The organism is Hydrogenophaga sp. NFH-34 (assembly GCF_021401345.1).
In the GTDB taxonomy this organism is placed as follows: domain Bacteria; phylum Pseudomonadota; class Gammaproteobacteria; order Burkholderiales; family Burkholderiaceae_C; genus Hydrogenophaga; species Hydrogenophaga electricum.
In genome coordinates, this window is record NZ_JACBGE010000038.1 from 1 (window position 1) to 26,239 (window position 26,239).

25 protein-coding genes, 2 tRNA genes and 1 pseudogene are annotated in these 26,239 nt (G+C 62.9%); 2 read left to right on the top strand and 26 right to left on the bottom strand.

Features of this window, described 5'->3' with window-relative positions; all coding sequences use genetic code 11:
- Positions 1-94: 94 nt before the first annotated feature.
- The 9 genes from L0977_RS23965 to L0977_RS24005 form a co-directional block, all read right to left on the bottom strand.
- Positions 95-325 carry a DUF2523 domain-containing protein gene (locus L0977_RS23965; protein WP_234267457.1) on the bottom strand — a complete coding sequence of 77 codons (231 nt, stop codon included), beginning with the start codon at positions 323-325 and terminating at the stop codon, positions 95-97.
- Between the two features lie 8 nt (positions 326-333).
- On the bottom strand, positions 334-1,764 hold the full coding sequence (locus L0977_RS23970) for a hypothetical protein (protein ID WP_234267458.1): 1,431 nt from the start codon (positions 1,762-1,764) through the stop codon (positions 334-336).
- Between the two features lie 180 nt (positions 1,765-1,944).
- Positions 1,945-2,166, bottom strand: coding sequence for a hypothetical protein (locus tag L0977_RS23975; RefSeq protein WP_234267459.1), 222 nt, complete (start codon positions 2,164-2,166; stop codon positions 1,945-1,947).
- 43 nt (positions 2,167-2,209) lie between these two features.
- Positions 2,210-2,470: a hypothetical protein gene (locus tag L0977_RS23980; RefSeq protein ID WP_234267460.1), complete on the bottom strand. Its 261-nt coding sequence runs from the start codon at positions 2,468-2,470 to the stop codon at positions 2,210-2,212.
- Positions 2,470-2,766 carry a hypothetical protein gene (locus tag L0977_RS23985; protein ID WP_234267461.1) on the bottom strand — a complete coding sequence of 99 codons (297 nt, stop codon included), beginning with the start codon at positions 2,764-2,766 and terminating at the stop codon, positions 2,470-2,472. The genes L0977_RS23980 and L0977_RS23985 overlap by 1 nt, the downstream gene beginning before the upstream one ends.
- An 84-nt stretch (positions 2,767-2,850) precedes the next feature.
- A complete protein-coding gene (locus L0977_RS23990; protein ID WP_234267462.1) occupies positions 2,851-3,207 on the bottom strand; it encodes a hypothetical protein in 357 nt (118 codons plus the stop codon).
- Positions 3,208-3,221: 14 nt separating this feature from the next.
- Complete coding sequence (locus tag L0977_RS23995; protein ID WP_234267463.1) at positions 3,222-4,544, bottom strand: protein rep; 1,323 nt, start codon at positions 4,542-4,544, stop codon at positions 3,222-3,224.
- Positions 4,545-4,638: 94 nt separating this feature from the next.
- Entirely contained in the window at positions 4,639-4,896 is a 258-nt protein-coding gene (locus L0977_RS24000) for a hypothetical protein (RefSeq protein WP_234267464.1), read from the bottom strand.
- Positions 4,893-5,060, bottom strand: a complete 168-nt coding sequence (locus tag L0977_RS24005; protein ID WP_234267465.1) for a hypothetical protein — start codon at positions 5,058-5,060, stop codon at positions 4,893-4,895. Before L0977_RS24005 ends, L0977_RS24000 begins: the two co-directional genes overlap by 4 nt.
- 69 nt (positions 5,061-5,129) lie before the next feature.
- Between L0977_RS24005 and L0977_RS24010 the strand changes: the two genes are divergently transcribed.
- Both L0977_RS24010 and L0977_RS24015 read left to right on the top strand, forming a co-directional pair.
- The gene (locus tag L0977_RS24010; RefSeq protein WP_234267466.1) at positions 5,130-5,618 is read left to right on the top strand and encodes a hypothetical protein; all 489 of its coding nucleotides are present in this window, start codon (positions 5,130-5,132) and stop codon (positions 5,616-5,618) included.
- On the top strand, positions 5,599-6,606 hold the full coding sequence (locus L0977_RS24015; RefSeq protein WP_234267467.1) for a phage integrase: 1,008 nt from the start codon (positions 5,599-5,601) through the stop codon (positions 6,604-6,606). Before L0977_RS24010 ends, L0977_RS24015 begins: the two co-directional genes overlap by 20 nt.
- A 61-nt stretch (positions 6,607-6,667) precedes the next feature.
- Here L0977_RS24015 and L0977_RS24020 read toward each other — a convergent pair.
- From L0977_RS24020 to tuf, 17 genes and pseudogenes are all read right to left on the bottom strand, one after another.
- A tRNA-Phe gene (locus L0977_RS24020) sits at positions 6,668-6,743 on the bottom strand.
- A 36-nt stretch (positions 6,744-6,779) separates the two neighbouring features.
- Positions 6,780-7,457 carry a response regulator gene (locus tag L0977_RS24025; RefSeq protein ID WP_234267468.1) on the bottom strand — a complete coding sequence of 226 codons (678 nt, stop codon included), beginning with the start codon at positions 7,455-7,457 and terminating at the stop codon, positions 6,780-6,782.
- 29 nt (positions 7,458-7,486) lie between these two features.
- A complete protein-coding gene (locus L0977_RS24030; RefSeq protein ID WP_234267469.1) occupies positions 7,487-9,733 on the bottom strand; it encodes a sensor histidine kinase in 2,247 nt (748 codons plus the stop codon).
- Positions 9,734-9,738: 5 nt separating this feature from the next.
- Positions 9,739-10,464, bottom strand: coding sequence for a DUF4390 domain-containing protein (locus tag L0977_RS24035; RefSeq protein ID WP_234267470.1), 726 nt, complete (start codon positions 10,462-10,464; stop codon positions 9,739-9,741).
- Entirely contained in the window at positions 10,436-11,773 is a 1,338-nt protein-coding gene (gene rsmB, locus L0977_RS24040; RefSeq protein WP_234267471.1) for a 16S rRNA (cytosine(967)-C(5))-methyltransferase RsmB, read from the bottom strand. Before rsmB ends, L0977_RS24035 begins: the two co-directional genes overlap by 29 nt.
- Positions 11,774-11,806: 33 nt before the next feature.
- A complete protein-coding gene (locus tag L0977_RS24045) occupies positions 11,807-12,880 on the bottom strand; it encodes a M48 family metalloprotease (RefSeq protein ID WP_234267472.1) in 1,074 nt (357 codons plus the stop codon).
- Positions 12,881-12,901: 21 nt separating this feature from the next.
- Positions 12,902-13,495, bottom strand: coding sequence for a LemA family protein (locus L0977_RS24050; protein WP_234267473.1), 594 nt, complete (start codon positions 13,493-13,495; stop codon positions 12,902-12,904).
- 161 nt (positions 13,496-13,656) lie between these two features.
- Positions 13,657-17,877, bottom strand: coding sequence for a DNA-directed RNA polymerase subunit beta' (rpoC, locus tag L0977_RS24055; RefSeq protein WP_234267474.1), 4,221 nt, complete (start codon positions 17,875-17,877; stop codon positions 13,657-13,659).
- A 102-nt stretch (positions 17,878-17,979) separates the two neighbouring features.
- Positions 17,980-22,104: a DNA-directed RNA polymerase subunit beta gene (rpoB, locus tag L0977_RS24060; RefSeq protein ID WP_234267475.1), complete on the bottom strand. Its 4,125-nt coding sequence runs from the start codon at positions 22,102-22,104 to the stop codon at positions 17,980-17,982.
- Between the two features lie 262 nt (positions 22,105-22,366).
- Entirely contained in the window at positions 22,367-22,747 is a 381-nt protein-coding gene (rplL, locus tag L0977_RS24065; protein ID WP_234267476.1) for a 50S ribosomal protein L7/L12, read from the bottom strand.
- Positions 22,748-22,790: 43 nt separating this feature from the next.
- On the bottom strand, positions 22,791-23,318 hold the full coding sequence (gene rplJ / locus L0977_RS24070; RefSeq protein ID WP_234267477.1) for a 50S ribosomal protein L10: 528 nt from the start codon (positions 23,316-23,318) through the stop codon (positions 22,791-22,793).
- Positions 23,319-23,565: 247 nt separating this feature from the next.
- The gene (gene rplA, locus L0977_RS24075) at positions 23,566-24,261 is read right to left on the bottom strand and encodes a 50S ribosomal protein L1 (RefSeq protein ID WP_234267478.1); all 696 of its coding nucleotides are present in this window, start codon (positions 24,259-24,261) and stop codon (positions 23,566-23,568) included.
- A gap of 1 nt (position 24,262) precedes the next feature.
- Positions 24,263-24,694 carry a 50S ribosomal protein L11 gene (gene rplK, locus L0977_RS24080; protein WP_066160539.1) on the bottom strand — a complete coding sequence of 144 codons (432 nt, stop codon included), beginning with the start codon at positions 24,692-24,694 and terminating at the stop codon, positions 24,263-24,265.
- Between the two features lie 113 nt (positions 24,695-24,807).
- A complete protein-coding gene (nusG, locus tag L0977_RS24085) occupies positions 24,808-25,377 on the bottom strand; it encodes a transcription termination/antitermination protein NusG (protein ID WP_234267479.1) in 570 nt (189 codons plus the stop codon).
- Positions 25,377-25,760, bottom strand: a complete 384-nt coding sequence (secE, locus tag L0977_RS24090) for a preprotein translocase subunit SecE (protein ID WP_234267480.1) — start codon at positions 25,758-25,760, stop codon at positions 25,377-25,379. Before secE ends, nusG begins: the two co-directional genes overlap by 1 nt.
- A 157-nt stretch (positions 25,761-25,917) precedes the next feature.
- Positions 25,918-25,993, bottom strand: a tRNA-Trp gene (locus L0977_RS24095).
- A 31-nt stretch (positions 25,994-26,024) separates the two neighbouring features.
- Positions 26,025-26,239, bottom strand: a pseudogene (gene tuf / locus L0977_RS24100) (elongation factor Tu); the annotation flags it as partial.

Sequence of the window (26,239 nt, forward strand, 5' to 3'; positions counted from 1 at the left end):
CGCTGTCGCGGACCTGCTTGTTGATCGGGGATAGTGTTCACGAGTCCACCAAGAGTTGAAGTGGACTCGAGGCTCCTATGAACCGCCTCGGCTTTCAAGATGGGCTGACTGGACGCTCACTCAGAAAGTACCAAACGCCCGAAGGAATGGCATTGAACGCCTGAGCGATCTGGGGACCGTTGGGGATGCACCCGCACCCTGTGATGAACCGTATGAACTCACTGCTGATGTAGAACATCAGCGTGAACAAAACGAACTTGAGGGTGAGGCTGCTGAAAACGAAGTACGAAACCGCATTGATCGCGGAAACGATGATGCCGAACATGCTTGCTCCTACGCGCTGAAGATGATGAGGAAGGCTGCGACCACGAACGCCGCCGACATGACAGCCGAGATCACGGGTCGGAGCGTCTCGAAGATGTCGCAGTGCTGGGTCATGTGAAGCTGTGTTTCAAACACGCTAAAGACAGGCTTCGGGCACTCACCAGCCGGTGCGTTGACTTGGAAGTTGATGAACGGCTGTACCAACTCCACGAATGGCGAAAAGATCGAGTCGGCCGTCGGCGTCACAAGTGTTGGAGGACCGATGTTTGGATCGACACCGAGGTTCACTTGCGGTTGTTCCTGGACGGGATTGGTTGCAGTCGGCGGCGTTTCAGAGGTCACAGGCGCAACTGGGGTTGAAGGCTGTGTAGACGTTGATGGTGTGAGGTCGGTCGAAGGGTTCGCGACGGGGGTGACCAGGCTCTCGACGGTCGGCACCGAGCCAGGATTGGCTTGTGTCCATGCCTGCACTTCCGCAGCGGTCACGGGGTTGGAGGCTGGGTAGGGGATTCCGTCGTAACCGGGCTGGGCTGCGGCTTGACGCCAGTATTCATTGACCAGCATTGCCAATGCCTCCGGAGAGACTGGCTGTGTGCGCTGCTGAGCAGTCAGCAAAGCTGCAGCTTGATCAAGGCTCCTGGAAGGCGCATTGATCGGCTGACTGGTGGTGTTGGTCTGGATTTTGGGAAGCAGACTTAGGCCATCAGCCCAGGACGTGGCTTGGCGAGTCGCGCCGGTCTGAGCGAAGTTGCCCGTGCAGACGAGGGTTGGATTTGGCTCAGAGGAGCAAGTGGTGATCTGAAGATCTGGATTGCTTGTTTGGCCAACCCCACACCAGTTGTAAGTTGAATATGTCCCATAGGTGGGGTCGGATGAGTCGCAGTTCGTGTTGGTGTAGCCTGCAGCGACTTGGGCGGTGCCTGTGACGTTGATGGTGCCGTCACTGTTGAAAGCCCAGCGGACGAGCGCATCAATGCTGAGATCCACTGCGTAGTACACGCCAGCCGAAAGCGCCGCCATAGCCAAGGCAGTACCCCAGGCCGGGGCAGTGCCGCCAACGAGAATTGCAGCTCCCGCACCGGCGACACCTGCCACGACCTGCTTTCCGGTGTGATACATGGTCTTGTACGTGCGAGGATCGTTTGGAACATAGCCACGCGATGCTCCAGCGGCTTGGATGATGCCGCCCATGGCGCGCTGCATGTTGGCGTAGGCCGGGTCTGTTCCCACGGTCTGAGCCCTGACCATCGAGCATGTGGCGATGGCTGACACGGCGAGCATCAACGACAAGACCAAACGAGTGACCGGCCAGAACGCAGCAGCGACCAGAAGCGGTGCAAGAGCAATGGTTGTCAGACTCGGATCGGCGTCTGTAGCCAGCACGAAAACGACGGACAGCGCCCAGGCTATACCGACGATGGTCAGCAGGTAGAAGAGCATGTCAGCCCTCCAGCCCAGTGATCACGGCCCACGCGGAGAGCAAGCCCCATGCAAAGCAGAAAAGATACCAGTATTCGTTACTCATTCACTCATCCCCTCAACTACTCAAGTGAGCAAAGCTTCAAATGAAAAAGGGGTGTGTCGGCCGCCACACCCCTTGCGCCTTTGACCGCGAAGGGGTTAACCGCCGCGAATCATGGCCAGCACGATCTTGCTGGCGCGGATGGCGACGTAGACACCAGCCAGGAGTGCGGCGATGGCCAGGACAGCCGTCAGCGTGGTGCCGAAGTCGACCGAGCCGGTCAATGCCGACATGTCGGGACCAGCGGACTGGGCGAGTGCCAGACCGGAGCCGGTGGCGGCAGCGATGGCAGCGAGGTGCTTGAACAGTTTTTGCTTCATGAGAAGACTCCTTTTTTGAAATGCAGGTGGGCGACCTGCGGCGCTATCCTCGTCTGATAAACGAGAGAATCAGGCCGGCGTTTTTGGCTACGAGCCAGAGGCCGACGACGAAGGTGAATGCGAGAGACCAGGCGGCAGTCGCATGGGCGTAGTCGAACGGTTCCTGCTCTTGCTGCATGCCCGCGAGAACCTCGGTGGTGGTTTGAACTTGCACGCGTTCAGCGGGAGGGCACTGCTGTTCAAGCGTGGTGCCGGATGCATTCGCGGGCTGCTGGCAGACGAGAAACCAAACGGTGGTGGCCATCACTCGTCCTCACCAAGAAGGCCAGGGAAGTTGGAGTCGAATAGCTCATAGATGACATCCTGTTTCCACTCGATGTGATCTTCGTAGCCTGCCTGTGCGAGTTGATCCGCCTGACTCTCAGCGAGGATTTCAAGAGCACGATCCAAGAGAGCAGCCGTTTTGTTGGCTGCGTCGTCATAGATGGCATCCAAAGGCACAATGCCAATGTCATGTGTGCGAGCTGCATGCAGCGCGGCGTACCATTTTTTGAGGGCGTTGAGTGCCTGCCGGGCTTCGAGTTCAGCGATCTTTGCCATGTCACTTTTGCCTTCCTTGTTGGTTAAAGCTCGCCGACCACTTCAGTTCCCAGTAGAAAAAGTGGTGGGCGTGAAAAGAGGTACTCAGGCTGCTTTCTTGACTGGCTCAGCCTGCACCAGCCGCATAGGGCCGAGGTACCGAAAATCGAGAATCTCTTCCAGCTCTTTGCCCAGACTGCGTGCGCTCTTACGAATCTTCAACTCCACCATGGCGGGGAAGATGCGCCCTTGTGCTGCAAGAGCCTTGCAGTTAGCACTTGGCCCCCACACCATCTGGGTTGCGGTGCCGCCGAGCGCGTGCTCGCCAGAAATCTCAGCAAAGATGCTGACCCTGGTTCGGTCGATGGGATCGCCCTTGTCGGGGGTGAACTCCAAAACGTCGACACCAAGCACGAGGGCGGTTTTGGTGTAGCTGTCGTCGAAATCAAAAAACTTGCTCATTGGGTATCCTCTCGTCAAACAAAAAGCCGGGAACTCGGGTCGCGGCTGGAGAGTCCCCGCACCCAATCAAGCGCGCTCTCGTGGCCGGCCGACTCCACGAGGCGCAAAAACATCTCATAGCCTTTATGCTGAGCAAGCAATCGGAACTCAGCCGAGCTCAACGTGCCTAAGAGCTCAGCATCGGAACCAAGCCGAGCAGACAGGTGCATGTCATCGGACGCCGTCAATCCGAGCTGCTTAATGGCGTAGGCAAGCCGACCACCGACATGCACGCTCGATGGAGATACTGACTTGAGAGCGTGCGCGTACTCGACAAAGGCAAGCCGGGACACCTCGTCGCCATAGAGCGAGTTTTCCAAGAGGGTCCACGGACCGACAGTCCTGGTTTTGCCGTGTCCGGCTGCGAGCTCGTACTCGGGGCCCCAGCTGCGTGTCTCGGCGCCAAACTTGGACAGATACTCGGAATTGCTGTACATGCGGCGGAGGTCCACGCCGTTGGCACCCGGGCGACGAAGCCACCAGTCCTCACAGGCGTCGGCCCAAGCCTCAGGAAGACGATCAAACAGGCCGCGCCTGTCATGCGGGACCTCGCGATCAAACACCCACATCTCATGCAGATGCGGATGCCAGCCGTTGGCGCTGGACCAAGTGATCTCAAGCGTGCGCATCCGACCGATGTAGATATCGCCCAACCTGTAGGAGGTCTTGGCAGTCTTGCCTGCTGGGCGTGTAAGCGATTTACCCCAAGCCCCATCGGCCAAACGGTCGCGGGCATACAGCATCTGGCGCAGCAGATCCTCCAACCGGTCAGACCGATGATGCGGAACAGTAAACGTCACAAGGTAGGCCACTCCTTGACCTGGCCCGGCGACTTGGTTGTAGATGTCCGAGATTTCGGCGCGGCGACCCATCGTGATGCGATGGGAACAGATCGGGCAACGCCAGTAGTCGCCGCACTTGATAACCCCGTGGTACAGGGCTCGCCCCTGATTGCGGATATCGCGCCAGACCTCGACCTCGCCACCGAGCGATCCGTGGCAATTCATTACGCGAAAAACAGACTCACGATCCACAGCACCAACAGGTGAAAAGTCACGTCCGCGGACGGCGGCTGATCGCTTGGACTTGGCATTGAGGTACACCGGACCGCACGGAAAACTTAACGTGGGAGGAACTCGGTCAATAAGCTCATGAGTAACAGGAGAGGCATAAGGTTGGGGCCAATCCATGTACTCAGGACGCCATTCCCAGTACTGCCGAAGAACATCGCGAGCGTGATGGAACAACATCCACCGTAAGCTGACTCGCGCGTCCCCAATGTCCAGGTCGGAAAGCATGGGGCCTGCTTGAGTTATCCGGAGAACCTGAAGCTCACCAGAGTGGGTGACGACTTGTTGACCGTCACGCCAGGCCACATCCGACCATCCGAGATCAAGCACGCCGACCTCCAAAACTGTCCGGATTTACAGGATCAAATGCGTCGGCATCAGAAGCTGAAAGGGCAAAACTGTCCGGATTTAGCGCAGGATTACGGACGGCCGCACGGCCGGCGCCCGCGCGGCCGTCCTCGTACCTGCGGGCGGACGCGCGGGCGCCGGCCAACCTTGCAAGGGTGACCATCGACTTACTGGCCAGCTCAGGCCAAAAATCAGACTGGTAAGACGAAGCTTTTGAAAGGGTACGGCTCATAGCTTGAACTCCTGAGCTCGCTCAAGCGCCTTGAGCCGGACGGCCTCCACGTTGATGAAAACTCTTTTGCCGACCGTGATCTGTGGCCAGTAACCACGCTCGGCCTGCGCAGTGAGAACGCCAAGAGGGAGACCCACGGCGGCGGCGAAGGCCTCGCGGGTCATGAGTGGCACTTGTAAACTACCGCCAGAAGGTGCATTTTTTGTGCTTTCCATGCGTAAATACTGCATCGCATGCAGTATTTACGTCAAGCACTTTTTGAAAAGAGGTACGCAGTGGCAGAGGAACAACAACGCAGGGGCACTGCCCTTATCGAACAATTTCAAGAATGGGCAAAGGCGCAGAAGCCACCGGACCCAGACACCGCCTTACGAGAACGTGCGATCTACACCGCAATGGAAGTGACCAGAGGAGCGCGGGGCGTGTACTCAACGCTGGAAGCAAAGACCGGGATCTCTGGCACGAAATGGCAAAACCTGATGATCAGAAGACAGCACCCCACAGTACCGATGGTTGCGGCGCTGGCGAGACTCAAGCCCGACTGGGCCTTGTGGATGTTGATCGGAGACTACCCAGGCGAACCACTACGCCTTCCAAATGGGAAGGTAGATATGGTCCATGCGCCAGACTGGTTCGCTCAATACAGGCCCACAGACGAAGCTTGGAAGGACTTCGCCGATCAACACGGCTACAAGCTTGAAAATGGCAGTAAAGAAGACTGACTCTGGATGGCTGGTCGATGCCCAACCGGCTGGACGCGGTGGCAAACGTTTTCGCAAAACCCTCAAGACCAAGGCCGAGGCTCTCGCCTGGGAAGCCTGGCTCAAGACGCAGATCAACCAGGACGAGAAATGGATGCCGGAGCGGCGCGACCTTCGCAAGCTGTCCGGCCTGGTCGAACTGTGGTTCACCCATCATGGGTCTGGTCTGCGCGCTGGCCAGGACATGCACCGCAGGTTGCAGGCGATGGTCGAAGCCATGGGCGATCCGGTCGCCGACCGATTCACCGTGGACATGTTCGCCACCTACCGCACCAAGCGCCTTGATGCCGGTCTGACGGCCAACAACATGAACCGCGAGCATGCGTACCTGCGCGCCATGTTCAACGAATTGATCCGCCTGGGGCACTGGACCAAGGACAATCCGCTGGCCAACCTTCGCCAGTTCAAGATTCAGCAGTCCGAACTGAGCTACCTCACCCTGGAGCAGATCACGGCCCTGCTGAACGCCCTCAGCGCGTCCAGAAACCCGCATGTCCGACTCATCAGCCGCATTTGCCTGGCCACCGGCGCCAGGTGGAGCGAGGCTGAGGAATTGCGGGAAACGCAGGTCAGGAACGGCATGATCGAGTACGCCCGCACGAAGTCCGGCAAGACGCGGGCCGTTCCGATTGACGAGGCCCTGGAAGACGACATTCGCGCACACGCCAAAGAACACGGGCAAATGGGCCGCATCTTTGGGTACAGCATCTCGGCCTTCAGGGAAGGCGTAGAGCGGGCCGGGCTGGTGCTGCCAGACGGTCAGATGACCCACGTGCTGCGCCACACGTTCGCAAGCCACTTCATGATGAACGGGGGCAACATCCTGACGCTACAGCGCATCTTGGGGCACGCCAACGTGACGATGACAATGCGCTACGCCCACATGTCGCCGGACCACCTGCAAGAGGCCAAGAACCTGAACCCTTTGGCGCGGTTGACACTTGGTTGACAGCACAAAGAAAAACGGGTCACGCCGTTAAGCGTAACCCGTTGATTTCTTGACTTAATTTTGGTGGCCTGGGGCGGAATCGAACCACCGACACGCGGATTTTCAATCCGCTGCTCTACCAACTGAGCTACCGGGCCTAGAGAAATGGAATTATAGCATCTTCTGAAGCGGTTTCAGGCCGTGCTGCGTTTGCTGCGTGCCAGATCGACGCCCAGCTGCTTGAGCTTGCGGTAGAGGTGCGTGCGCTCCAGCCCGGTTTTCTCGGCCACACGGGTCATGGAGCCGGACTCCTTGGCCAGGTGGTATTCGAAGTAAGCCTTTTCGAAGCCATCACGCGCCTCGCGCAACGGGCCTTCCAGGTTGAACGACTGCAGGGGCAGCGGACCCAGATCGAGCACGGGCTCGGGCAGGGTGCCCCCCGTCATCGCGGCTTCCACGGTCAGCTCCACCACCGGGGCTGCTTTGGGCTGTGCCCCCGCCTTGGGCGCGGACCGGTTCAAGCCCTGGTCCACCGCTTTCAGCAGTTTTTGCAGCGTGATGGGTTTTTCCAGGAAGGCCGTGGCACCGATGCGGGTGGCCTCCACCGCCGTGTCGATGGTGGCGTGGCCGCTCATCATGATGACCGGCATGCTCAGCAAGCCCGCGCTGGCCCACTCCTTGAGCAGGCTCACCCCATCCGTGTCGGGCATCCAGATGTCGAGCAACACCAGATCGGGGCGCAGCTGGCTGCGCACCTGGCGCGCCTGCGCGGCGTTTTCGGCCAGTTCGACCGTGTGTCCTTCATCGTTGAGGATTTCCGAGAGCAGGTCCCGGATGCCCAACTCGTCGTCGACGACCAGAATCGTTGCCATGCGAGCGTGTCTTCCCTTCGCAAATGTTGTCAATTAGCAACTGCGAATGATAACGACACTTGCGCCCCCACCACTTTGCCGTCGATCAATCGGTTGCCCACGTCGACGCGCCCCCCGTGTTCGTCCATGATTTTCTTCACCACGGCCAGGCCCAGACCAGTGCCTTTGGCCTTGGTGGTGACATAGGGTTCGAAGGCGCGTTTGAGAATGGGCTCGGCAAACCCGGGCCCCTCGTCCAGCACGGACAGCCGCACCCAGGCGCCCGAATCCGAACGGCGCGTGCGCACCAGCACCGAGGCCTGCGCATGGCCGGCCATGGCATCCTGCGCGTTCTGCACCAGGTTGTGCAGCACCTGGCGCACCTGCTGGGCGTCGGCCAGCACGGGCGGCAGGTCGGGCGCCAGTTCGCGGTGCACCGGCACCGCGGCGTTGTCGTAAAGACTGAGCACATCCTTGAGCAGCGCATTGAGGTCCAGCGGCACGAGCTGTGCGGCTGGCAGCCGCGCAAAGTCGCGGAATTCGTTGACCAAGCGCTTCATCGCATCCACCTGGTCGACGATGGTGCGCACGGATTTGTCGAGGATGGCCTGCTCGGCCGGCTGCACCTTGCCGTCGAGCTTCATCGCCAGTCGCTCTGCCGACAGCTGGATGGGGGTGAGCGGGTTCTTGATTTCGTGTGCGAGCCGCCGGGCCACCTCGCCCCAGGCCTTCGCACGCTGCGCGGACACCATCTCGGACACGTCGTCGAACACCAGCAGGCGCTCGCCATTCGGCAGCATCGCTCCGCGGGCAATGAGCGTGATGCCTTGCTGGAACGGGGTCTGCCCGTCGGCGGTCAGCTCGAAGGACTGCTGCCAGTGCCCGCCATCGTGCTCGTCCGCGCGCAGGCGCTCGAACTGCTGCAGCACCCCTTCGGCCAGCGGTTCGAGCCCGGGCAGGTTGGCCAGCGGCTGCCCGATGTAGGGGGCCAGGGACAGGTGCAGGATGCGTTCGGCGCCCGGGTTGACGCTGTGGATGCGGGCCAGGTCATCGAGCACGACGACGCCCGCCGTCAGGTTGTCCAGGATGGTCTGAAGGTTCTCGCGCGCGGCATCCACCTGCGCCATGCTGTGCTGCACAGCGGCCCGCGCATCGGCCAGATCGATGGTCATGTGGGCAAAGGTGCGGGTCAGGCCGGCGAGTTCGTCGCGCGACGTCAGCGCCGTCTTGGGCCGCAGGTCGCCCGCGGCCACTTCGCGCATGCCCTCGGCCAGCACCAGCAGCGGCCGCACGATCTGGTTGCCCAACAACACGGCAATGAGCACGGCGCCGAACACCGCCAGGAACAGTGTCAGGGTCAGCGTGCCGATGTACATGCCACGCAGGCCCTGCCTGGCCAAGGCACGCTCCTGGTACTCGCGGTTCGCCACTTGCACGGCCAGCGCGTCGGTCACCAAGGCGCTGGGCAGTGGCGCGATCACCTGCAGAAAGCGGGGCTCGGCGCTGAAGCCGAAGGCCGACGACGGCACCAGCGCCAGCACCTGCACCCGGGCACGGCTGGCCGAACCGCCCTCGACATCGACACCCTCCTCCAGCCCTTCGATCTGGGTCAGCACGCGCGAACTGCGCACGGTGCGCAACTGCGCCAGCGACGGGCGATCGGGGCTGAGGTCGTAGCGCGACGTGCCCGCGCTGGCCAGGGATTGCCCGGTCGCGCTCCAGAGCAGCACGTCGGAAGCCGACAGCTGCTGGCGCAAACGCTCCAGCAGCAGCACCGCCGAAGCATCGGGCACGCGCACCAGGTCCTCGGCCGCCAGCCGGGTCTTGGCGCTCAGGTCTGCAGACAGGGTGTCCAACGCCGTACGCCCAAGATTGAGCCCGGCGGCCAATGCCGACTCGACCCGCACATCGAACCAGCTTTCGATGGATCGCGACACGAACTGGTAGGACACGGTGTAGATCAGCAGGCCCGGCAGAAAGCCCACCACCGTGAAAATCGCCGCCAGCTTGGCCAGCAGCCGGCTGCCGAACTTGCCCCGCCGCCAGCGTGCGGTCAGGCGCACCACCAGCCAGAGGATCACCAGCAACAGCAGGCTGGCCACCCCCACGTTCACCCCCACCAGCCAGGCGAAATGCCGTTCGTAGAGTTCGCTGTTGCGCGTTGCCAGGGTGAGCAGAAACAGCAGCACCATGGTCAAACCGGCCATGAAGACCAGGGCCGTCACCAGCGCCCAGCGCGCCTGGCGCCGCCGGTGAAGATCGGCGGCGAGGGCTTCCGATTCGGTCGATCGCTGCATGGCCCTCAGCGCGGCGCGCCGCTGCTCTCATCCGCCGCTTCGCCGCCGTCCTCACCCGGCTCGGTGGCCTTGGGGTCATGGGCGCTCGGGGCGGGAATTTCCACTTCGCGGCGGATGTCGATCACCCAGTCTTCCTGGTTGGCAATACCCAGTTGGAAGGGCCGCGGCAACAGCGAGGGGTCGAGCCGGAAGCGCCACTCCACGAGATGCGAACCCCCATCGGCCAGTTGCACCGAGTTGGCCACTGTCCAGTGGGTCATGCGGCTGATGCTGGCCAGCGCGGTTTCCAGGCTGTCATGGTTCTGGTGCAGGGCATAGGGCAGGCTGGCGCCCGCCCCGCCCCCCACTTCGTTGGACACACTCAGTCGCCAGCGCCGCGTCAGCGGCTGATAGGCCAGGCGCAGCACCCGCGTGGCCCGCGACACCCGTTTGTTGGTCCAGTACCACCGCTCGCGGAACACCTCGGCCTGCCAGACAAAATACAAAGGCACCCCGCGGTGCAACACATCTTCGACAGCCGGCGTCAGTTCCAGCCCCAGTCGCACGGTGAGTTGCACAGCGTCGGCCGTGCGCCGCAGTTGGAACTGTTGCAACTCGGGCTCGCGCGCCAAGGCGGGTGCCGCGCCCAGCGCCCACCAGAGCAGGCCGAGCGCCAACCAGCGCAGCCAGACGGGAACGCCAACGGCATGGTCGCGCACCGGTTCAGGGCGCGCGCTTGTCCAGCCGGGCATAGAAAAATCCGTCTTGTCCACCAGAAGGATTGTCGGCGAACTCCCCGTTCCGGCCGGCATTTCCGGGCAACAGATGACCAGGGGCAGGCCCCGCTACGGCGTCGCTGTGGCGCGCAAGGAACGCCGCCACCTGCGACGCCCCTTCGGCCCGGAAGACCGAGCAGGTGGCATACAGCAGCCGCCCCCCGGGCTTGAGCAAGGGCCAGAGCGCCTCCAGCAAGGTCTGCTGGATCTGCGCCAGCTGTTCCACATCACCGGGACGGCGCAGCCAGCGCACGTCGGGATGGCGGCGCACGATGCCCGACGCGGTACAGGGCGCGTCCAGCAAGATGGCGTCGAAGGGCCGGCCGTCCCACCAGTCGGCGGGCCGGCCGGCGTCGGCGGCCTTGACCTCGGCCGCCAGCCCCAGGCGCTGCAGATTCTCGCGAATGCGCTCGCAGCGGCGGGCATCCACGTCCAGCGCCAGCAGATCGAGATCGGCGTGCTCAAGCAGATGGGCGGTTTTCCCTCCGGGGGCGGCACAGGCGTCGAGCACCCGATCGGCCGGGCTCCAAGTGCGACCGGCCAGCAGCAGGGGCGCAGCCATCTGGGCCGCCGCGTCCTGCACCGCAAACCAGCCTTGCTCGAAGCCTGGCAAGGCCGACACCGGCCGGGCATCCAGCAGTTCGAGCCCGTCTTCGCCCACCACCCGCGACGCCAGGCCTTGCTCGGTCAACCGTTGCTGGTAGTCGCTGCGAGCGATCCGGCGCCGATTGATCCGCAAGGTCATGGGCCCCGGCCGGTTGTTGGCGGCCAGCACGGCCTCCCAGCCGTCCGGGTGGTCGGTTCGCAGGCGATCGATCCACCACGCCGGGTGGTTCCACCGGGCCACCGGCTGCTTCTGGAGACGCACCAGCAGTTCGCTCCGCTCGCGCAGCCAGCGGCGCAGCACCGCGTTGACAAAACCCGCCGCGCGTTGCGTCCCCCGGCTCAGCTTGGCGGCCTCGACCGCCTGATCGACCACCGTGTGGGGGGCATAGCTCGCACCCGGCGTGGGCTCATCGCTCACCAGCAGCGCCAGCGCGCTGTGCAGCAGCGCTTGCACCGGCGCTTCGGGCTTGCGCGGTGCCAGCGCCTGCAAGGCAGCTCGCGCCGCACCCAGATGGCGCAGCACATGAAAAGCCAGCGCCTGCACGCCGGGCCGCAAAGCTTCCGGGACGCGCGGCAAGGCGTCCCCCAGCGACTGCCCCTGTTCGACCGCCCGCACGCAGTCCGCGGCATGGCGCAACTGGACGGCCAGCGTCGGCGCCAAAGACGGGGAAGCGGTCACCACCGAAGAATGCACAGACAAACTTGAAACCCTTCAAACAATGCGCCAGCCTGACGCATCGCCAGCGGGCGCCGTCGCGGGCACCACCTCCGGCGTCGCCACTGGCGGCCTTTCATCCGGCCGCGTCAGGGGCATGGGCCCCATGCTGCGGCCATACAACCGACGCACACGCTCGGCCAGCGGCGGATGGGCGTCGAGCCAGCCGGCCATCCGCCCCGTCTCATTGCCCACCAGCAGCAGATGCTGCACGAGGGAGTCCGTGGTCGGCAGCGCCAACCCGTCCAGGCGCTGCCGCCAGACCTTGCGCAGCACACCGCCCAGCCCGTCCCGGCTGCGGGTCCACTGCACCGCGCGGGCGTCGGCCAGGAATTCGCGCTGTCGCGACACGGCCGCCTGCAGAACGTGCCCGGCCAGCCAGCCGAGCCAGCCGGCGGCCATCAGCGCCAGACCGAGTGGCACCAGCAGCGACCGGCGCCCCAGCTCGTCGGGCTCGGCCAGGGTCTGCCCCATGCGCCAGATCATCTCCAGCCCGAACACCATGCCGATCAGGCGCATGTTCAGGCGCGTATCGCCTTCGCGGATGTGGCTGAATTCGTGCGCCACCAAGCCTTGCAGCTCCTCGCGCGAGAGGTGGTCGAGCGCCCCGCGCGTCACAGCCACCACCGCGTCACGCTGGTCCCAGCCCGTCGCGAACGCGTTGATCCCGCCATCGCGCGCCACCACCATGACAACCGGCCGGGCCATGCCCGACGCAATCGCCATTTCATCGACGATGTGGGCCAGACGGTGCTCGTCGAAATCGCTGCCCGGCTGGAGCGGGCGGGCGCCCATGCGCTCGGCCAGCCGCTGCGCCCCGCCATGGCTCAGCCGCGAGGACTCGACCCACCAGCCGCCCAGCACAAACAGCAGGGTGACACCGGTATTGACCGCAAAGAAGTGCCGCGGGTACCCCAAGGAGACCGGTACCCAGAAGGCCCAGGTGATGCCCCAAGCCAGCGCCAGCGCCGCATTGACCGCCAGCACCAACAGCAAGACCGTCAGCAGGAACGCCAGCAGCAATTGCCGGGTACGCGCGCGCGCTTCGCGCTGGGATTCGAAAATCAGCACCCGCTGGCCCCGCCGTCACCCTTACAGCGCCACCTTCACCGGCTCCCGCTCGACCTCGTCGCGCGTCGACGCCAGCATCGCCTGGGCCGAAAAGCCGAACAGCCGCGCGATGATCAGCGCCGGAAACTGCGTCGCCGCATCGTTGAATTCGAGCACGTGGTCGTTGTAAGCCTGGCGTGCAAAACCAATGCGGTTTTCGGTACTCGCCAGTTCCTCGCTCAATTCGCGCAGCGTCTGATCGGCCTTGAGCTCGGGATAGGCCTCGGCCACGGCAAACAGCCGGCCCAACGCACCGCCCAGCGCCTGCTCGGCGCCCGCCAGAGCGGCCAGCGCCCCGGCATTCAGCGGCCGGCTCGCGGCGGTTTTCTCGGCCCCTTGCGCCTGCTGGCGCGCCGCGATCACCGCTTCCAGCGTCTGCGCCTCGTGCGCCAGATACTTCCGGGCCACGTCCACGAGATTGGGAATCAGGTCGTAACGCCGCTTGAGCTGCACATCGATCTGGCCAAACGCATTCGTGATCGCGTTGCGCAGCCGCACCAGGCGGTTGTAGGCCCCCACCCCCCAGAACAGGGCCGTCAGGCCCAGGGCCAACAAGATCCAGATCGTGATGTTCATCGCTCGCGTCTCCAGACGGCCGACCTGACGGACGTCCAAACCAATATACCGCAGGCCTCTGGCCCGTCTCTGCCATGCGCCCAGCAAAAAAGCCCCCGCCCGGGACGGGCGGGGGCTTCCAGCCAGCGGGCGGCAAGGCCCGCCGGCAGTGCTTGACGGCCTTACTCGGCCGCGCTGCCCGGGACTTCGCTGGTGTCGCCTTGGGTATCGGCGGCCAGAGCCAGGGCATCGGCTTCGGCAATCGCCCGACGCTCTTCGTCGTCCATCTTTTCCTTGACGCGGCGGGCATCGTGGTACGCCATGCCGGTGCCGGCCGGAATCAGGCGGCCGACGATGACGTTTTCCTTCAGGCCACGCAGTTCGTCCTTCTTGCCCATGATCGCGGCTTCGGTGAGCACGCGGGTCGTTTCCTGGAAGGAAGCGGCCGAGATGAACGAGTCGGTCGACAGCGAGGCCTTGGTGATGCCCAGCAGCACGTTGCTGTAGGTGGCAGGAATCTTGTTGTCGCCACGCAGCGCGTCGTTGGTGTTGAGGATCTCCGAGCGCTCGACCTGTTCGCCGGCGATGTAGGACGAATCGCCCGGGTTTTCGACCACGACGCGGCGCAGCATCTGGCGAACGATCACCTCGATGTGCTTGTCGTTGATCTTCACACCCTGGAGGCGGTAGACGTCCTGCACCTCATCGACGATGTAGCGTGCCAGCTCTTCCATGCCCAGCAGGCGCAGGATGTCCTGCGGATCGGCCGGGCCGTCGACGATGCTTTCGCCCTTGTTGACCACCTGGCCTTCGTGCACCAGGATGTTCTTTTCCTTGGGGATGAGCTCGTCCCAGACCTTGCCTTCGGGATCGGTGATCTGCAGGCGCACCTTGCCCTTGGTTTCCTTGCCGAAGGACACGGTACCGGTCATCTCGGCCAGCATGCCCTTGTCCTTGGGGGAACGGGCTTCGAACAGCTCGGCCACACGCGGCAGACCGCCGGTGATGTCGCGGGTCTTCTGGCCTTCGACCGGAATCCGCGCCAGCACTTCGCCGGGGCCCACTTCCTGGCCGTCGCGCACCTGGATCAGGGCACCGACCTGGAAGCCGATGGTCACCGAGTGGTCGGTACCGGGGATCTTGACCTCATTGCCCTGGGCATCGATCAGCTTGACCTGCGGACGCACCACCTTGGCGGCACCGCGGCGCTTCGGATCGATCACCACCAGCGTGGACAGACCGGTCACGTCGTCGACCTGCTTGGCCACCGTCAGACCTTCTTCCACGTTCTCGAACTTCACCGTACCGGCGAATTCCGTGATGATGGGTCGGGTCAGCGGGTCCCAGTTGGCCAGGATGGTGCCGGCCTTGATCGACTGATCGGGCTTGATCGTCAGCGTCGCGCCGTAAGGCACCTTGTGACGCTCGCGCTCGCGGCCGTGTTCGTCCTGGATGATGATTTCACCCGAGCGCGAGATCACCACCAGGTCGCCCTTGGTGTTGCTCACGTAGCGCATCGTGCTGTTGAAACCGATGATGCCGTTGGACTTGGCTTCCACGCTGGAGGCCACGGCGGCGCGCGAAGCCGCACCCCCGATGTGGAAGGTCCGCATCGTCAGCTGCGTGCCGGGCTCGCCGATCGACTGGGCAGCGATCACACCAACGGCCTCGCCGATGTTGACCTGACCACCACGACCCAGATCGCGGCCATAGCACTTGGCGCAGATACCAAAACGGGTTTCGCAGGTGAGCGCCGTGCGCACCTTGACTTCGTCCACCCCAGCGGCTTCCAACTCGTCGAGCATGTCCTCGTCGAGCAGCACGCCGCCGCCCAAGATGGGCTGGCGGGTTTCCGGGTGGATCACTTCCTCGGCCGTGGTCCGGCCCAGGATGCGGTCGCGCAGCGATTCAATGACTTCACCACCTTCGACGATGGCGCGCATCAGGGTGCCGTTGGTCGTGCCGCAGTCGTCGTGCGTGACCACCAGATCCTGCGTCACGTCGACCAGACGACGGGTCAGGTAACCCGAGTTGGCCGTCTTCAGCGCCGTGTCCGCCAGGCCCTTCCGGGCCCCGTGGGTGGAGATGAAGTACTGCAACACGTTCAGGCCTTCACGGAAGTTCGCCGTGATGGGGGTCTCGATGATGGAGCCGTCCGGCTTGGCCATCAGGCCCCGCATGCCGGCGAGCTGACGGATCTGGGCGGCAGAACCCCGCGCGCCCGAGTCGGCCATCATGTAGATGGAGTTGAAGGACTCCTGGTCGACTTCCTTGCCGTGGCGGTCGATGGTCTTTTCCTTCTTCAGGTGTTCCATCATGACCTTGGAGATCTCGTCACCGGCCTTGCCCCAGATGTCCACCACCTTGTTGTAGCGCTCGCCAGCGGTCACCAGACCGGAAGCGTACTGCTGGGCGATTTCCTTCACTTCGCTCTCGGCGCGCTCGATGATCTGGTGCTTCTCGGCCGGCACCAGCATGTCGTCCACGCAGATCGAGATGCCGGCACGCGTGGCCAGGCGGAAACCGTTCTGCAGCAGCTTGTCGGCGAAGACCACGGTCTCCTTCAGGCCGCACTTGCGGAACGAGGCATTGATCAGCTTCGAGATTTCCTTCTTCTTCAGCGCCTTGTTGAGCACTTCGAAAGGCAGGCCCTTGGGCAGGATTTCGGACAGCAGCGCACGGCCGACGGTCGTGTCCACCAGCGAGGTGCTGGGCACGAATTCACCGGTGACCTTGTCCTTGTTCCACTGCGTCAGGCGCACGGCGATCTTGGCGGTGATCTCGACCACGCCGTTGTCCAGCGCGCGCTGGACTTCGGCCACGTCCGCGAAGATCATGCCTTCGCCCTTGCCGTTGGTCTTCTCGCGGGTCGTGTAGTACAGACCCAGCACCACGTCTTGCGACGGCACGATCGACGGTTCACCGTTGGCCGGGAACAGCACGTTGTTGGAGGCCAGCATCAGGGTGCGGGCTTCCAGTTGCGCTTCCACCGACAGCGGCACGTGAACGGCCATCTGGTCACCGTCGAAGTCGGCGTTGAAGGCCGCGCAGACGAGCGGGTGCAGCTGGATGGCCTTGCCTTCGATCAGGATCGGCTCAAAAGCCTGGATACCCAGACGGTGCAGCGTGGGCGCGCGGTTCAGCAGAACCGGGTGCTCCTTGATGACCTCTTCCAGGATGTCCCACACCACCGGCGTGCCGGCTTCCACTTCCTTCTTCGCGGCCTTGATGGTGGTCGCGATGCCCATGGCTTCCAGGCGCGAGAAGATGAAGGGCTTGAACAGCTCCAGCGCCATCAGCTTGGGCAGACCGCACTGGTGCAGCTTCAGGGTCGGGCCCACGGTGATCACCGAACGGCCCGAGTAGTCGACGCGCTTGCCCAGCAGGTTCTGGCGGAAGCGGCCGCTCTTGCCCTTGATCATGTCGGCCAGCGACTTCAGCGCGCGCTTGTTGGCGCCCGTCATGGCCTTGCCACGGCGGCCGTTGTCCAGCAGCGAGTCCACGGCTTCCTGCAGCATCCGCTTTTCGTTGCGGGCGATGATTTCAGGGGCCTTCAGTTCGAGCAGGCGCTTGAGACGGCTGTTGCGGTTGATGACACGGCGGTACAGGTCGTTCAGGTCCGACGTGGCGAAGCGGCCACCGTCCAGCGGCACCAGCGGACGCAGGTCCGGCGGCAGCACCGGCAGCACTTCCATGATCATCCACTCGGGCTTGATGCCGGACTTCTTGAACGCCTCCAGCACCTTCAGGCGCTTGGCGTTCTTCTTGACCTTGAGCTCGGAGCCGGTCAGGTCGTTGCGCAGCTTCTCGATCTCGATGTCGAGGTCGATGCTCTCCAGCAGGTCCTTGATGCCTTCGGCGCCCATCTTCGCAATGAATTCGTCGCCGTATTCCTTGCGCTTGGCGTCGTAGTCGTCCTCGCTCATGATGCCGAACTTCTTCAGCGGGGTCATGCCGGGGTCGGTCACCACGTAGGCTTCGAAATACAGCACGCGTTCGATGTCGCGCAGCGTCATGTCCAGGATCAGACCCAGACGCGAGGGCAGCGACTTCAGGAACCAGATGTGGGCGCAAGGCGCGGCCAGATCGATGTGGCCCATGCGCTCGCGGCGCACCTTGGTCTGCGTGACTTCAACGCCGCACTTTTCGCAGATGACACCGCGGTGCTTCAGGCGCTTGTACTTGCCGCACAGGCACTCGTAGTCCTTGATGGGGCCGAAGATCTTGGCGCAGAACAGACCGTCGCGCTCGGGCTTGAACGTGCGGTAGTTGATGGTTTCGGGCTTCTTGACTTCACCGAAAGACCACGAGCGGATTTTTTCCGGCGAAGCCAGACCGATGCGGATGGCATCGAAATGTTCGTCGGGCGTGAACTGCTTGAACAGGTCGAGCAAGGATTTCATAGTGAACTTCCTTAATTTCTTGAGACAGCGTTAGGAAAGAAGTGACTTGCCGAAAACACCCGCAGCCGGCCGAGCCGGGCCGCGGGCGGTATCAGCCGGGGGTCAGTTCCTCTCCAGTTCGATGTCGATGCCCAGCGAGCGGATTTCCTTGACCAGCACGTTGAACGACTCGGGCATGCCCGCATCGATCGCGTGTTCGCCCTTGACGATGGATTCGTACACCTTGGTACGGCCCTGCACGTCGTCGGACTTGACGGTGAGCATTTCCTGCAGGATGTAGGAAGCGCCGTAGGCTTCCAGCGCCCACACTTCCATTTCCCCGAAACGCTGACCACCGAACTGCGCCTTGCCGCCCAGCGGCTGCTGGGTGACGAGCGAGTACGGACCGGTCGAGCGGGCGTGCATCTTGTCGTCCACCAAGTGGTGCAGCTTCAGATAGTGCATGTAGCCGACCGTGGTCGTGCGCTCGAAGGCTTCTCCGGTACGGCCGTCGTACAGCTGGGCCTGGGTGCGCGTCGCGGTCAGACCCTTGGCCTTGGCGATGTCGTCCGGGTAGGCCAGCTTCAGCATGTCCATGATTTCCTGCTCGGACGCGCCATCGAACACCGGCGAAGCGAACGGCACGCCGTGGGTCAGTTCCTTGGCCATGGCCATCAGCTCTTCGTCGCCCAGGTCGGCCAGGCTTTCCTGGCGCCCCATGCTGTTGTAGATCTGCTCCAGGAAACCGCGCACCTCGGATGCGGCCGCTTCACGCTGCAGCATGTCGCCGATGCGCTGGCCCAGGCCCTTGCCGGCCCAGCCCAGGTGGACTTCCAGCACCTGACCGATGTTCATCCGCGAAGGCACGCCCAGCGGGTTCAGCACGATGTCGACCGGCGTGCCGTCGGCCAGGTGGGGCATGTCTTCCACCGGGGTGATCTTGGAAACCACCCCCTTGTTGCCGTGACGGCCGGCCATCTTGTCACCAGGCTGCAGGCGGCGTTTGACGGCCAGGTAGACCTTGACCATCTTGAGCACGCCAGCGGGCAGCTCGTCGCCCTGGGTGAGCTTCTTGCGCTTTTCTTCAAAAGCCAGGTCGAAACTGTGGCGCGTCTGCTCCATGGAGTTCTTGATGGACTCCAGCTGCGTGGCGACGTCGTCTTCCGCCGGGCGGATGTCGAACCAGTGGTACTTCTCGACATCGTCCAGATAGGCCTTGTCGATCTTGGTGCCCTTGGCCAGCTTCTTCGGGCCGCCGTTGGCGATCCGGCCGGTCAGCAGCTTCTCGATCCGGTCGAAGGCATCGGCCTCGACGATGCGCAGCTGGTCGTTCAGGTCCAGGCGGAAGCGCTTGAGTTCGTCGTCGATGATCTGCTGGGCGCGCTTGTCGCGCGTGATGCCTTCACGGGTGAAGACCTGCACGTCGATCACGGTGCCCGAGGAGCCCTGGTCCACACGCAGCGAGGTGTCCTTCACGTCGGAAGCCTTCTCGCCGAAGATGGCGCGCAGCAGCTTCTCTTCAGGCGTGAGGGTGGTCTCGCCCTTGGGCGTGACCTTGCCGACCAGCACGTCGCCAGGCAGCACTTCGGCGCCCACGTAGATGATGCCGGAGTCGTCCAGACGGTTGAGCTGCTGCTCGGCCAGGTTCGGGATATCTCGGGTGATTTCTTCCGCGCCCAGCTTGGTGTCGCGGGCCATCACCACCAGTTCCTCGATGTGGATCGAGGTGTAGCGGTCGTCGGCCACCACGCGTTCGGAGATCAGGATCGAGTCTTCGAAGTTGTAGCCGTTCCAGGGCATGAAGGCGATCAGCATGTTCTGGCCGATCGAGATTTCACCCAGATCGGTCGACGCACCATCGGCGATCACGGCACCCTTGTGGATCAGCTCGCCCTTCTTGACGATGGGACGCTGGTGGATGTTGGTGTTCTGGTTGGAGCGCTGATACTTGATCAGGTTGTAGATGTCCACACCCACTTCACCGGCCACGGCTTCGTCGTCGTTCACCCGGATCACGATGCGGGTCGCGTCCACATAATCGACCACGCCACCCCGGTTGGCGGTGACCACGGTGCCCGAGTCGATCGCGGCCACGCGCTCGATGCCGGTACCGACCAGCGGCTTTTCCGGACGCAGCGTCGGCACAGCCTGGCGCGACATGTTGGCGCCCATCAGTGCGCGGTTCGCGTCGTCGTGCTCCAGGAAGGGCACCAGCGAAGCGGCCACCGACACAATCTGGGCCGGCGACACGTCCATGTACTGGATGGTTTCCGGGGCCGTGAGGATGGATTCGCCCTTTTCACGGGCAGACACCAACTCGCCGGTCAGGCGACCGTCGGCGTCCAGTGCCGCGTTCGCCTGCGCGATCACGTACTTGCTCTCTTCGATGGCCGACAGGTAGTCGATTTCGTTGGTCACCTTGCTGTCCACCACGCGGCGGTACGGCGTTTCGATGAAACCGTACTCGTTCAGGCGGGCGTACAGGGCCAGCGAGTTGATCAGACCGATGTTCGGGCCTTCCGGCGTTTCGATCGGGCAGACGCGGCCGTAGTGGGTGACGTGCACGTCACGCACTTCGAAGCCGGCGCGCTCGCGGGTCAGACCGCCCGGGCCCAGGGCCGAGACGCGGCGCTTGTGCGTGATCTCGGCCAGCGGGTTGGTCTGGTCCATGAACTGCGACAGCTGCGACGCACCGAAGAACTCCTTGAGCGCCGCAGAAATCGGCTTGGAGTTGATCAGGTCGTGCGGCATGAGCGGCTCTTGTTCGGCCTGACCCAGACGCTCCTTCACAGCCTTCTCGATCCGTGCCAGGCCGGTGCGGTACTGGTTTTCAGCCAGTTCGCCCACGCAGCGCACGCGGCGGTTGCCCAGGTGATCGATGTCGTCGACTTCACCACGGCCGTTGCGCAGATCCACCAGGATCTTGACCACGGCCAGGATGTCTTCGTTGGACAGCACCATCGGACCGGTCGCTTCGTCGCGGCCCACACGGGCGTTGAACTTCATGCGGCCGACGCGCGACAGGTCGTACGTGTCCGGGTTGTAGAACAGGCGGTGGAACAGGGCCTGCACCGCGTCTTCGGTCGGCGGCTCGCCAGGGCGCATCATGCGGTAGATGGCCACGCGCGCCGCAAACTCGTCGGCGGTTTCATCGATCCGCAGGGTCTGGCTGATGTAGCCGCCCTGATCGAGTTCGTTGGTGTAAATGCAAGGCAGATCCTGCACACCGGCCGAACGCAGTTTCTTGAGCAAGGTTTCGGTCAGTTCGTCGTTCGCCTTGGCGATGATTTCACCCGTATCGGGATCGACGATGTTCTTGGCCACCACACGGCCAATGAGGAAGTCCTCGGGCACGGTGATGTGGGTCGTGCCCGACTGTTCGAGCTCGCGCGTGTGGCGCACGGTGATGCGCTTGTCCTTGGCCACCACCACCTTGCCCGACTTGTCGGTGATATCGAAACGCGCCACTTCGCCACGCAGGCGTTCGGACACGAAAGCCATCTGCGCACCACTGTCCATCAGGCGGAAGTGGTCGTTGACGAAGAAGTTGGCCAGGATCGCTTCCGGCGTCAGACCGATGGCCTTGAGCAGGATCGTGACCGGCATCTTGCGGCGGCGGTCGACACGGAAGAAGAGCACGTCCTTCGGATCGAATTCGAAGTCCAGCCAGGAACCGCGGTAGGGGATGATGCGGGCAGAGAACAGCAGCTTGCCCGAGCTGTGCGTCTTGCCCTTGTCGTGTTCGAAGAAGACGCCGGGCGAGCGGTGCAGCTGCGACACGATCACGCGTTCGGTGCCGTTGATGATGAAGGAGCCCTTGTCGGTCATCAGGGGCACTTCGCCCATGTAGACCTCTTGCTCCTTCACCTCCTTGACCACCTTGGACTGCGCGGTCGACGACTCGCGGTCATAGATGATCAGCTGCACGCGGGCGCGCACGGCCGAAGCGAAGGTCAGACCACGGGTCTGGCACTCGCGCACGTCGAACGCCGGCTTGGCCAGGTTGTATTCGACGAACTTCATTTCCACGAAGCCGTTGTGCGAAACGATCGGGAAAGCCGAGTCGAACGCGGCCTGAAGGCCTTCGTTGGTGCGCTTCTTGGGGGGGGTTTCCGCCTGCAGGAACGCGGTGTAGGCGTCCTTCTGCATTTGCAGAAGGTAAGGAATCGCGAGCACATTTTCGCGACTGCCAAAGCTCTTGCGGAGGCGCTTGCGTTCGGTGTACGAGTATCGGGATGCGGATGCCATGAGATCTCCGGGCTTGAGGTCTGCGGCGACTGTCTTGCCGGCTTGGCCGGCAGACTTGGCGGCAGGCCACTACCTGCCGATGGCGGACGGCCCGCGCGTTGCACGCGGGCCCGAACCAAGTGGTCTTCTGCAGTCGGGATCAGAAAACACTCAAAAATCGCTTCAGTGATGTCCACCGGAAGGAGCGATTTTTGGGTGCGCTCTGAAAGCGCCAAAGGCTGGAGGCCCCAGCAGGGCGCTCCAGCCTTGGAAAGGAACCGAATTACTTGAGTTCGGCCTTGGCGCCGGCTTCCACCAGCTTCTTGACAGCGGCTTCGGCGTCGGCCTTGGGCAGGGCTTCCTTGACGGTCTTGGGAGCGCCGTCGACCAGGTCCTTGGCTTCCTTCAGACCCAGACCGGTGATTTCGCGCACGGCCTTGATCACGGACACCTTGTTGGCGCCGGCTTCGGTCAGCACGACGTTGAACTCGGTCTTCTCTTCAGCAGCGGCAGCGCCACCGCCAGCAGCGCCACCAGCGGCCGGTGCGGCCATGGCGGCAGCGGACACGCCGAACTTCTCTTCAATGGCCTTGACCAGGTCATTGAGTTCCATGACGGACATGCTGTCCAGAGCCGTCAGAAATGCGTCTTTATCGAATGCCATTTTGATTTCCTAACAATTGGTTAAAACGAACTCGCCACGCCGATCAGGCGGCAGCGGCTTCGGCTGCCGGTTGTTCGGCAGCGCCTTCGCCCTTCTTGGCCGCCAGGGCACCCAGCACCACGGCGGTGCGGGAGATAGGCGACATCAGCAAGCCACACAGCTGAGCCAGCAGCACTTCCTTGGTGGGAATGCTGGCCAGTTGCTTCACGCCGTCCTGATCCAGGACCTTGCCCCCGTAGACACCACCGCGAATCACCAACTTGTCGTTGGTCTTCGCGAAATCGGCCACCACCTTGGCGGCGGCCACAGCGTCTTCGGAGAAGCCATAGATCAGCGGACCGGTCATCTGGTCGCCCGCCACTTCGAACGAACTGCCAGCCACAGCGCGGCGGGCCAGGGTGTTCTTCAGAACACTCAGGCTGACACCGCTGCTGCGTGCCTTCACGCGCAGTTGGTCCATGGCAGCGACCGTGATGCCGCGGTATTCCGCCATCACGAGCGTTTGAGCTTTAGCGGCGAGGCTGGTCACTTCATTGATGACCGCTTCTTTCTCACTGCGATTCAGACTCAAGGTCTACTCCTTCAATATGCTTCGGGCTGGCGCCCTCCACACGCTTCATTGCAGCGACCAACTGTTTCGGAACGGATTCCATCTGCAGCGGGATCGCCATCTGCGCTGGCTTTCTCGATTAAGCCCGGGAGCGGGAAGCCCCTGGGCACCAGCGGTCTTGGATGGCCCCAGGTAGCAGTCTTTCAACCGCCACCTGGGCCCACCACACCCGGGCACGCCTTGCGGAGCGCCCGAATTCTTTCAACGATTACGCCGCGATGGACTGGGTGTCCACACGGACGCCCACACCCATGGTCGACGAAACCGCCACCTTGCGCAGGTACACACCCTTGCTGGTCGCCGGCTTGGCCTTGTTCAGCGCATCGACGAGTGCCGACAGGTTGCCCTGCAGCTTGTCGGCGTCGAACGAGCGGCGGCCGATCGTGCCATGGATGATCCCGGCCTTGTCGACGCGGAACTGCACCTGACCGGCCTTCGCGTTCTTCACGGCCGTCGCGACGTCGGGCGTCACGGTACCGACCTTCGGGTTCGGCATCAGGCCGCGCGGGCCCAGGATCTGACCCAGGGTACCCACGATGCGCATCGCGTCGGGCGAGGCGATCACGATGTCGAAGTCCATCTTGCCAGCCTTGATGTCGGCAGCCAGGTCGTCGAAACCGACCACATCCGCGCCAGCGGCCTTGGCTTCTTCAGCCTTGGCACCCTGAGCGAACACCGCCACGCGCTTGGTCTTGCCGGTGCCATTGGGCAGCACCACGGCGCCACGCACCACCTGGTCAGACTTCTTGGCGTCCACGCCGAGCTGAATGGCCACATCGATGGACTCGTCGAACTTGGCGTTGGCGAATTCCTTCACCAGCGCCAGCGCATCGGCCAGCGGGTAGAGCTTGGTGGTTTCGATCTTGCCTTGCTGGGCTTTTTGCTTCTTGGTCAGCTTGGCCATGTCACACACCCTCCACGATCACACCCATCGAACGGGCAGAGCCGGCGATGGTCTTGACGGCTGCATCAATGTCGGCAGCGGTCATGTCCTTCATCTTGGTCTTGGCGATTTCTTCCAGCTGAGCGCGGGTGATCTTGCCGACCTTCTGCTTGTTGGGCACCGGAGAACCCTTGTCCAGCTTGATGGCCTTCTTGATGAGGGTCGTCGCCGGGGGGGTCTTGATGATGAACGTGAAGCTCTTGTCCGCAAAAGCGGTGATCACCACCGGCAGCGGCAGACCGGGCTCGACGCCCTGGGTCTGGGCGTTGAACGCCTTGCAGAACTCCATGATGTTCAGGCCGCGCTGACCCAGCGCCGGACCGATCGGGGGAGAGGGATTGGCCTTACCAGCTGGCACTTGCAGCTTGATGAAGCCGACGATTTTCTTCGCCATATTTCAGCTCCTGCGAGTCCAAACGGCCGCAGTGCATGCAGCCTCCTCGCGATGGGGGGTCCGGATGAAAACGGAGAAACAGGCGCCGGACCGAACCACCTGCTTCTGAAAACTCAGGCTTTTTCGACCTGACTGAATTCCAGCTCCACGGGCGTCGCGCGACCGAAAATGGTCACCGACACGCGCAGCTTGCTCTTTTCGTAGTTGACCTCGTCCACCGTGCCATTGAAGTCGGTGAAAGGGCCTTCCTTGACGCGCACGTATTCGCCCACGACAAATTCCACTTTGTGACGCGGCTTGTCGGTGCCTTCCTGCATCTGGTCGACGATCTTCTGAACATCCTCTTCAGAAATCGGCACGGGCCGGTTGCGCGCACCGCCCACAAAGCCCGTGACCTTGTTGGTGTGCTTCACCAAATGCCAGGTGTCGTCATCCATCACCATTTCCACGAGCACATACCCGGGGAAAAACTTGCGTTCGGTGGTGCGCTTCTGGCCATTCTTGACCTCGACCACCTCCTCGGTCGGCACCAGGATGCGACCAAACTTGTCCTGCATGCCGGCGCGGTTGATGCGCTCGACGATATTGCGCTCAGCGGCCTTTTCCATACCCGAATAGGCATGCACCACATACCAGCGCATGCCTTCGGTCGGCACGCCCAAAGACGTTTTTTGGTCGCTCATTACTTCCTCCAGCCGAGAATCAGGTCGTAGAACGCCCACTCGACCGTCTTGTCCGTGAGCCACAGGAACAGCGCCATGACCACCACGAACACAAACACGTAAGCCGTCATCTGGATGGTTTCCTTGCGGGCAGGCCAGACCACTTTTTTGGTCTCGCGCCACGCATCGCGAAAAAAGGCCACCAGCTGGCGCCCGGACTCCGACACGACAAACATCCCCACCGCCGCGGCAACCGCCACCAGCAGAACGCCCCACTGTGCAAGCGCACCTTTTCCCGACAACAGGTAGAACGCCACAAAACCAGCCAGCAGCAAGGCCACCGAGCCAGCCAGCTTGGCCTTGTCGGCTCCGGTGTTGACGGTTTGAACTTCGGAAGTGGCCATGAGGATCCAGACGATTCAGTACGGAAGGCGTGCCTTACAGCGAGCAGGAACGCGCCCAGCTTCAGACACGCAAGCCCACCAGAGGTCTTGACGACTTCGGCGGGCTTGTGAACACAGAACGAGGCAAAAAATCAGACTTTGCCGGCTGACTGTCCTGTGGCAGGGGCAGAGGGAATCGAACCCCCAACCTTCGGTTTTGGAGACCGACGCTCTGCCAATTGAGCTATACCCCTACTTGGCTTTCAACCCTGACGAGCAGGAAAATCAGGCAATGATCTTGGCCACGACGCCGGCGCCGACGGTACGGCCGCCTTCACGGATGGCGAAGCGCAGGCCTTCTTCCATGGCGATCGGGGCGATCAGCTTGACGGTGATCGACACGTTGTCGCCAGGCATGACCATTTCCTTGCCTTCGGGCAGCTCGATGGAGCCGGTCACGTCGGTGGTACGGAAGTAGAACTGCGGGCGGTAGTTGTTGA

Coding starts and splice junctions, on each gene's coding strand:
- L0977_RS23970 (WP_234267458.1), bottom strand. CDS start 1,764: ATGCTCTTCTACCTGCTGACCATCGTCGGTATAGCCTGGGCGCTGTCC.
- rpoC (WP_234267474.1), bottom strand. CDS start 17,877: ATGAAATCCTTGCTCGACCTGTTCAAGCAGTTCACGCCCGACGAACAT.
- L0977_RS24010 (WP_234267466.1), top strand. CDS start 5,130: ATGCAGTATTTACGTCAAGCACTTTTTGAAAAGAGGTACGCAGTGGCA.
- L0977_RS23995 (WP_234267463.1), bottom strand. CDS start 4,544: ATGCTTTCCGACCTGGACATTGGGGACGCGCGAGTCAGCTTACGGTGG.
- nusG (WP_234267479.1), bottom strand. CDS start 25,377: ATGAGCGACCAAAAAACGTCTTTGGGCGTGCCGACCGAAGGCATGCGC.
- L0977_RS23985 (WP_234267461.1), bottom strand. CDS start 2,766: ATGGCAAAGATCGCTGAACTCGAAGCCCGGCAGGCACTCAACGCCCTC.
- L0977_RS24050 (WP_234267473.1), bottom strand. CDS start 13,495: ATGAACATCACGATCTGGATCTTGTTGGCCCTGGGCCTGACGGCCCTG.
- L0977_RS24000 (WP_234267464.1), bottom strand. CDS start 4,896: ATGAGCCGTACCCTTTCAAAAGCTTCGTCTTACCAGTCTGATTTTTGG.
- L0977_RS24025 (WP_234267468.1), bottom strand. CDS start 7,457: ATGGCAACGATTCTGGTCGTCGACGACGAGTTGGGCATCCGGGACCTG.
- L0977_RS23965 (WP_234267457.1), bottom strand. CDS start 325: ATGTTCGGCATCATCGTTTCCGCGATCAATGCGGTTTCGTACTTCGTT.
- L0977_RS24005 (WP_234267465.1), bottom strand. CDS start 5,060: ATGACCCGCGAGGCCTTCGCCGCCGCCGTGGGTCTCCCTCTTGGCGTT.
- L0977_RS24015 (WP_234267467.1), top strand. CDS start 5,599: ATGGCAGTAAAGAAGACTGACTCTGGATGGCTGGTCGATGCCCAACCG.
- L0977_RS24035 (WP_234267470.1), bottom strand. CDS start 10,464: ATGCCCGGCTGGACAAGCGCGCGCCCTGAACCGGTGCGCGACCATGCC.
- rplA (WP_234267478.1), bottom strand. CDS start 24,261: ATGGCCAAGCTGACCAAGAAGCAAAAAGCCCAGCAAGGCAAGATCGAA.
- L0977_RS23980 (WP_234267460.1), bottom strand. CDS start 2,470: ATGGCCACCACCGTTTGGTTTCTCGTCTGCCAGCAGCCCGCGAATGCA.
- L0977_RS24030 (WP_234267469.1), bottom strand. CDS start 9,733: ATGCAGCGATCGACCGAATCGGAAGCCCTCGCCGCCGATCTTCACCGG.
- secE (WP_234267480.1), bottom strand. CDS start 25,760: ATGGCCACTTCCGAAGTTCAAACCGTCAACACCGGAGCCGACAAGGCC.
- L0977_RS23990 (WP_234267462.1), bottom strand. CDS start 3,207: ATGAGCAAGTTTTTTGATTTCGACGACAGCTACACCAAAACCGCCCTC.
- rpoB (WP_234267475.1), bottom strand. CDS start 22,104: ATGGCATCCGCATCCCGATACTCGTACACCGAACGCAAGCGCCTCCGC.
- L0977_RS23975 (WP_234267459.1), bottom strand. CDS start 2,166: ATGAAGCAAAAACTGTTCAAGCACCTCGCTGCCATCGCTGCCGCCACC.
- rplK (WP_066160539.1), bottom strand. CDS start 24,694: ATGGCGAAGAAAATCGTCGGCTTCATCAAGCTGCAAGTGCCAGCTGGT.
- rplL (WP_234267476.1), bottom strand. CDS start 22,747: ATGGCATTCGATAAAGACGCATTTCTGACGGCTCTGGACAGCATGTCC.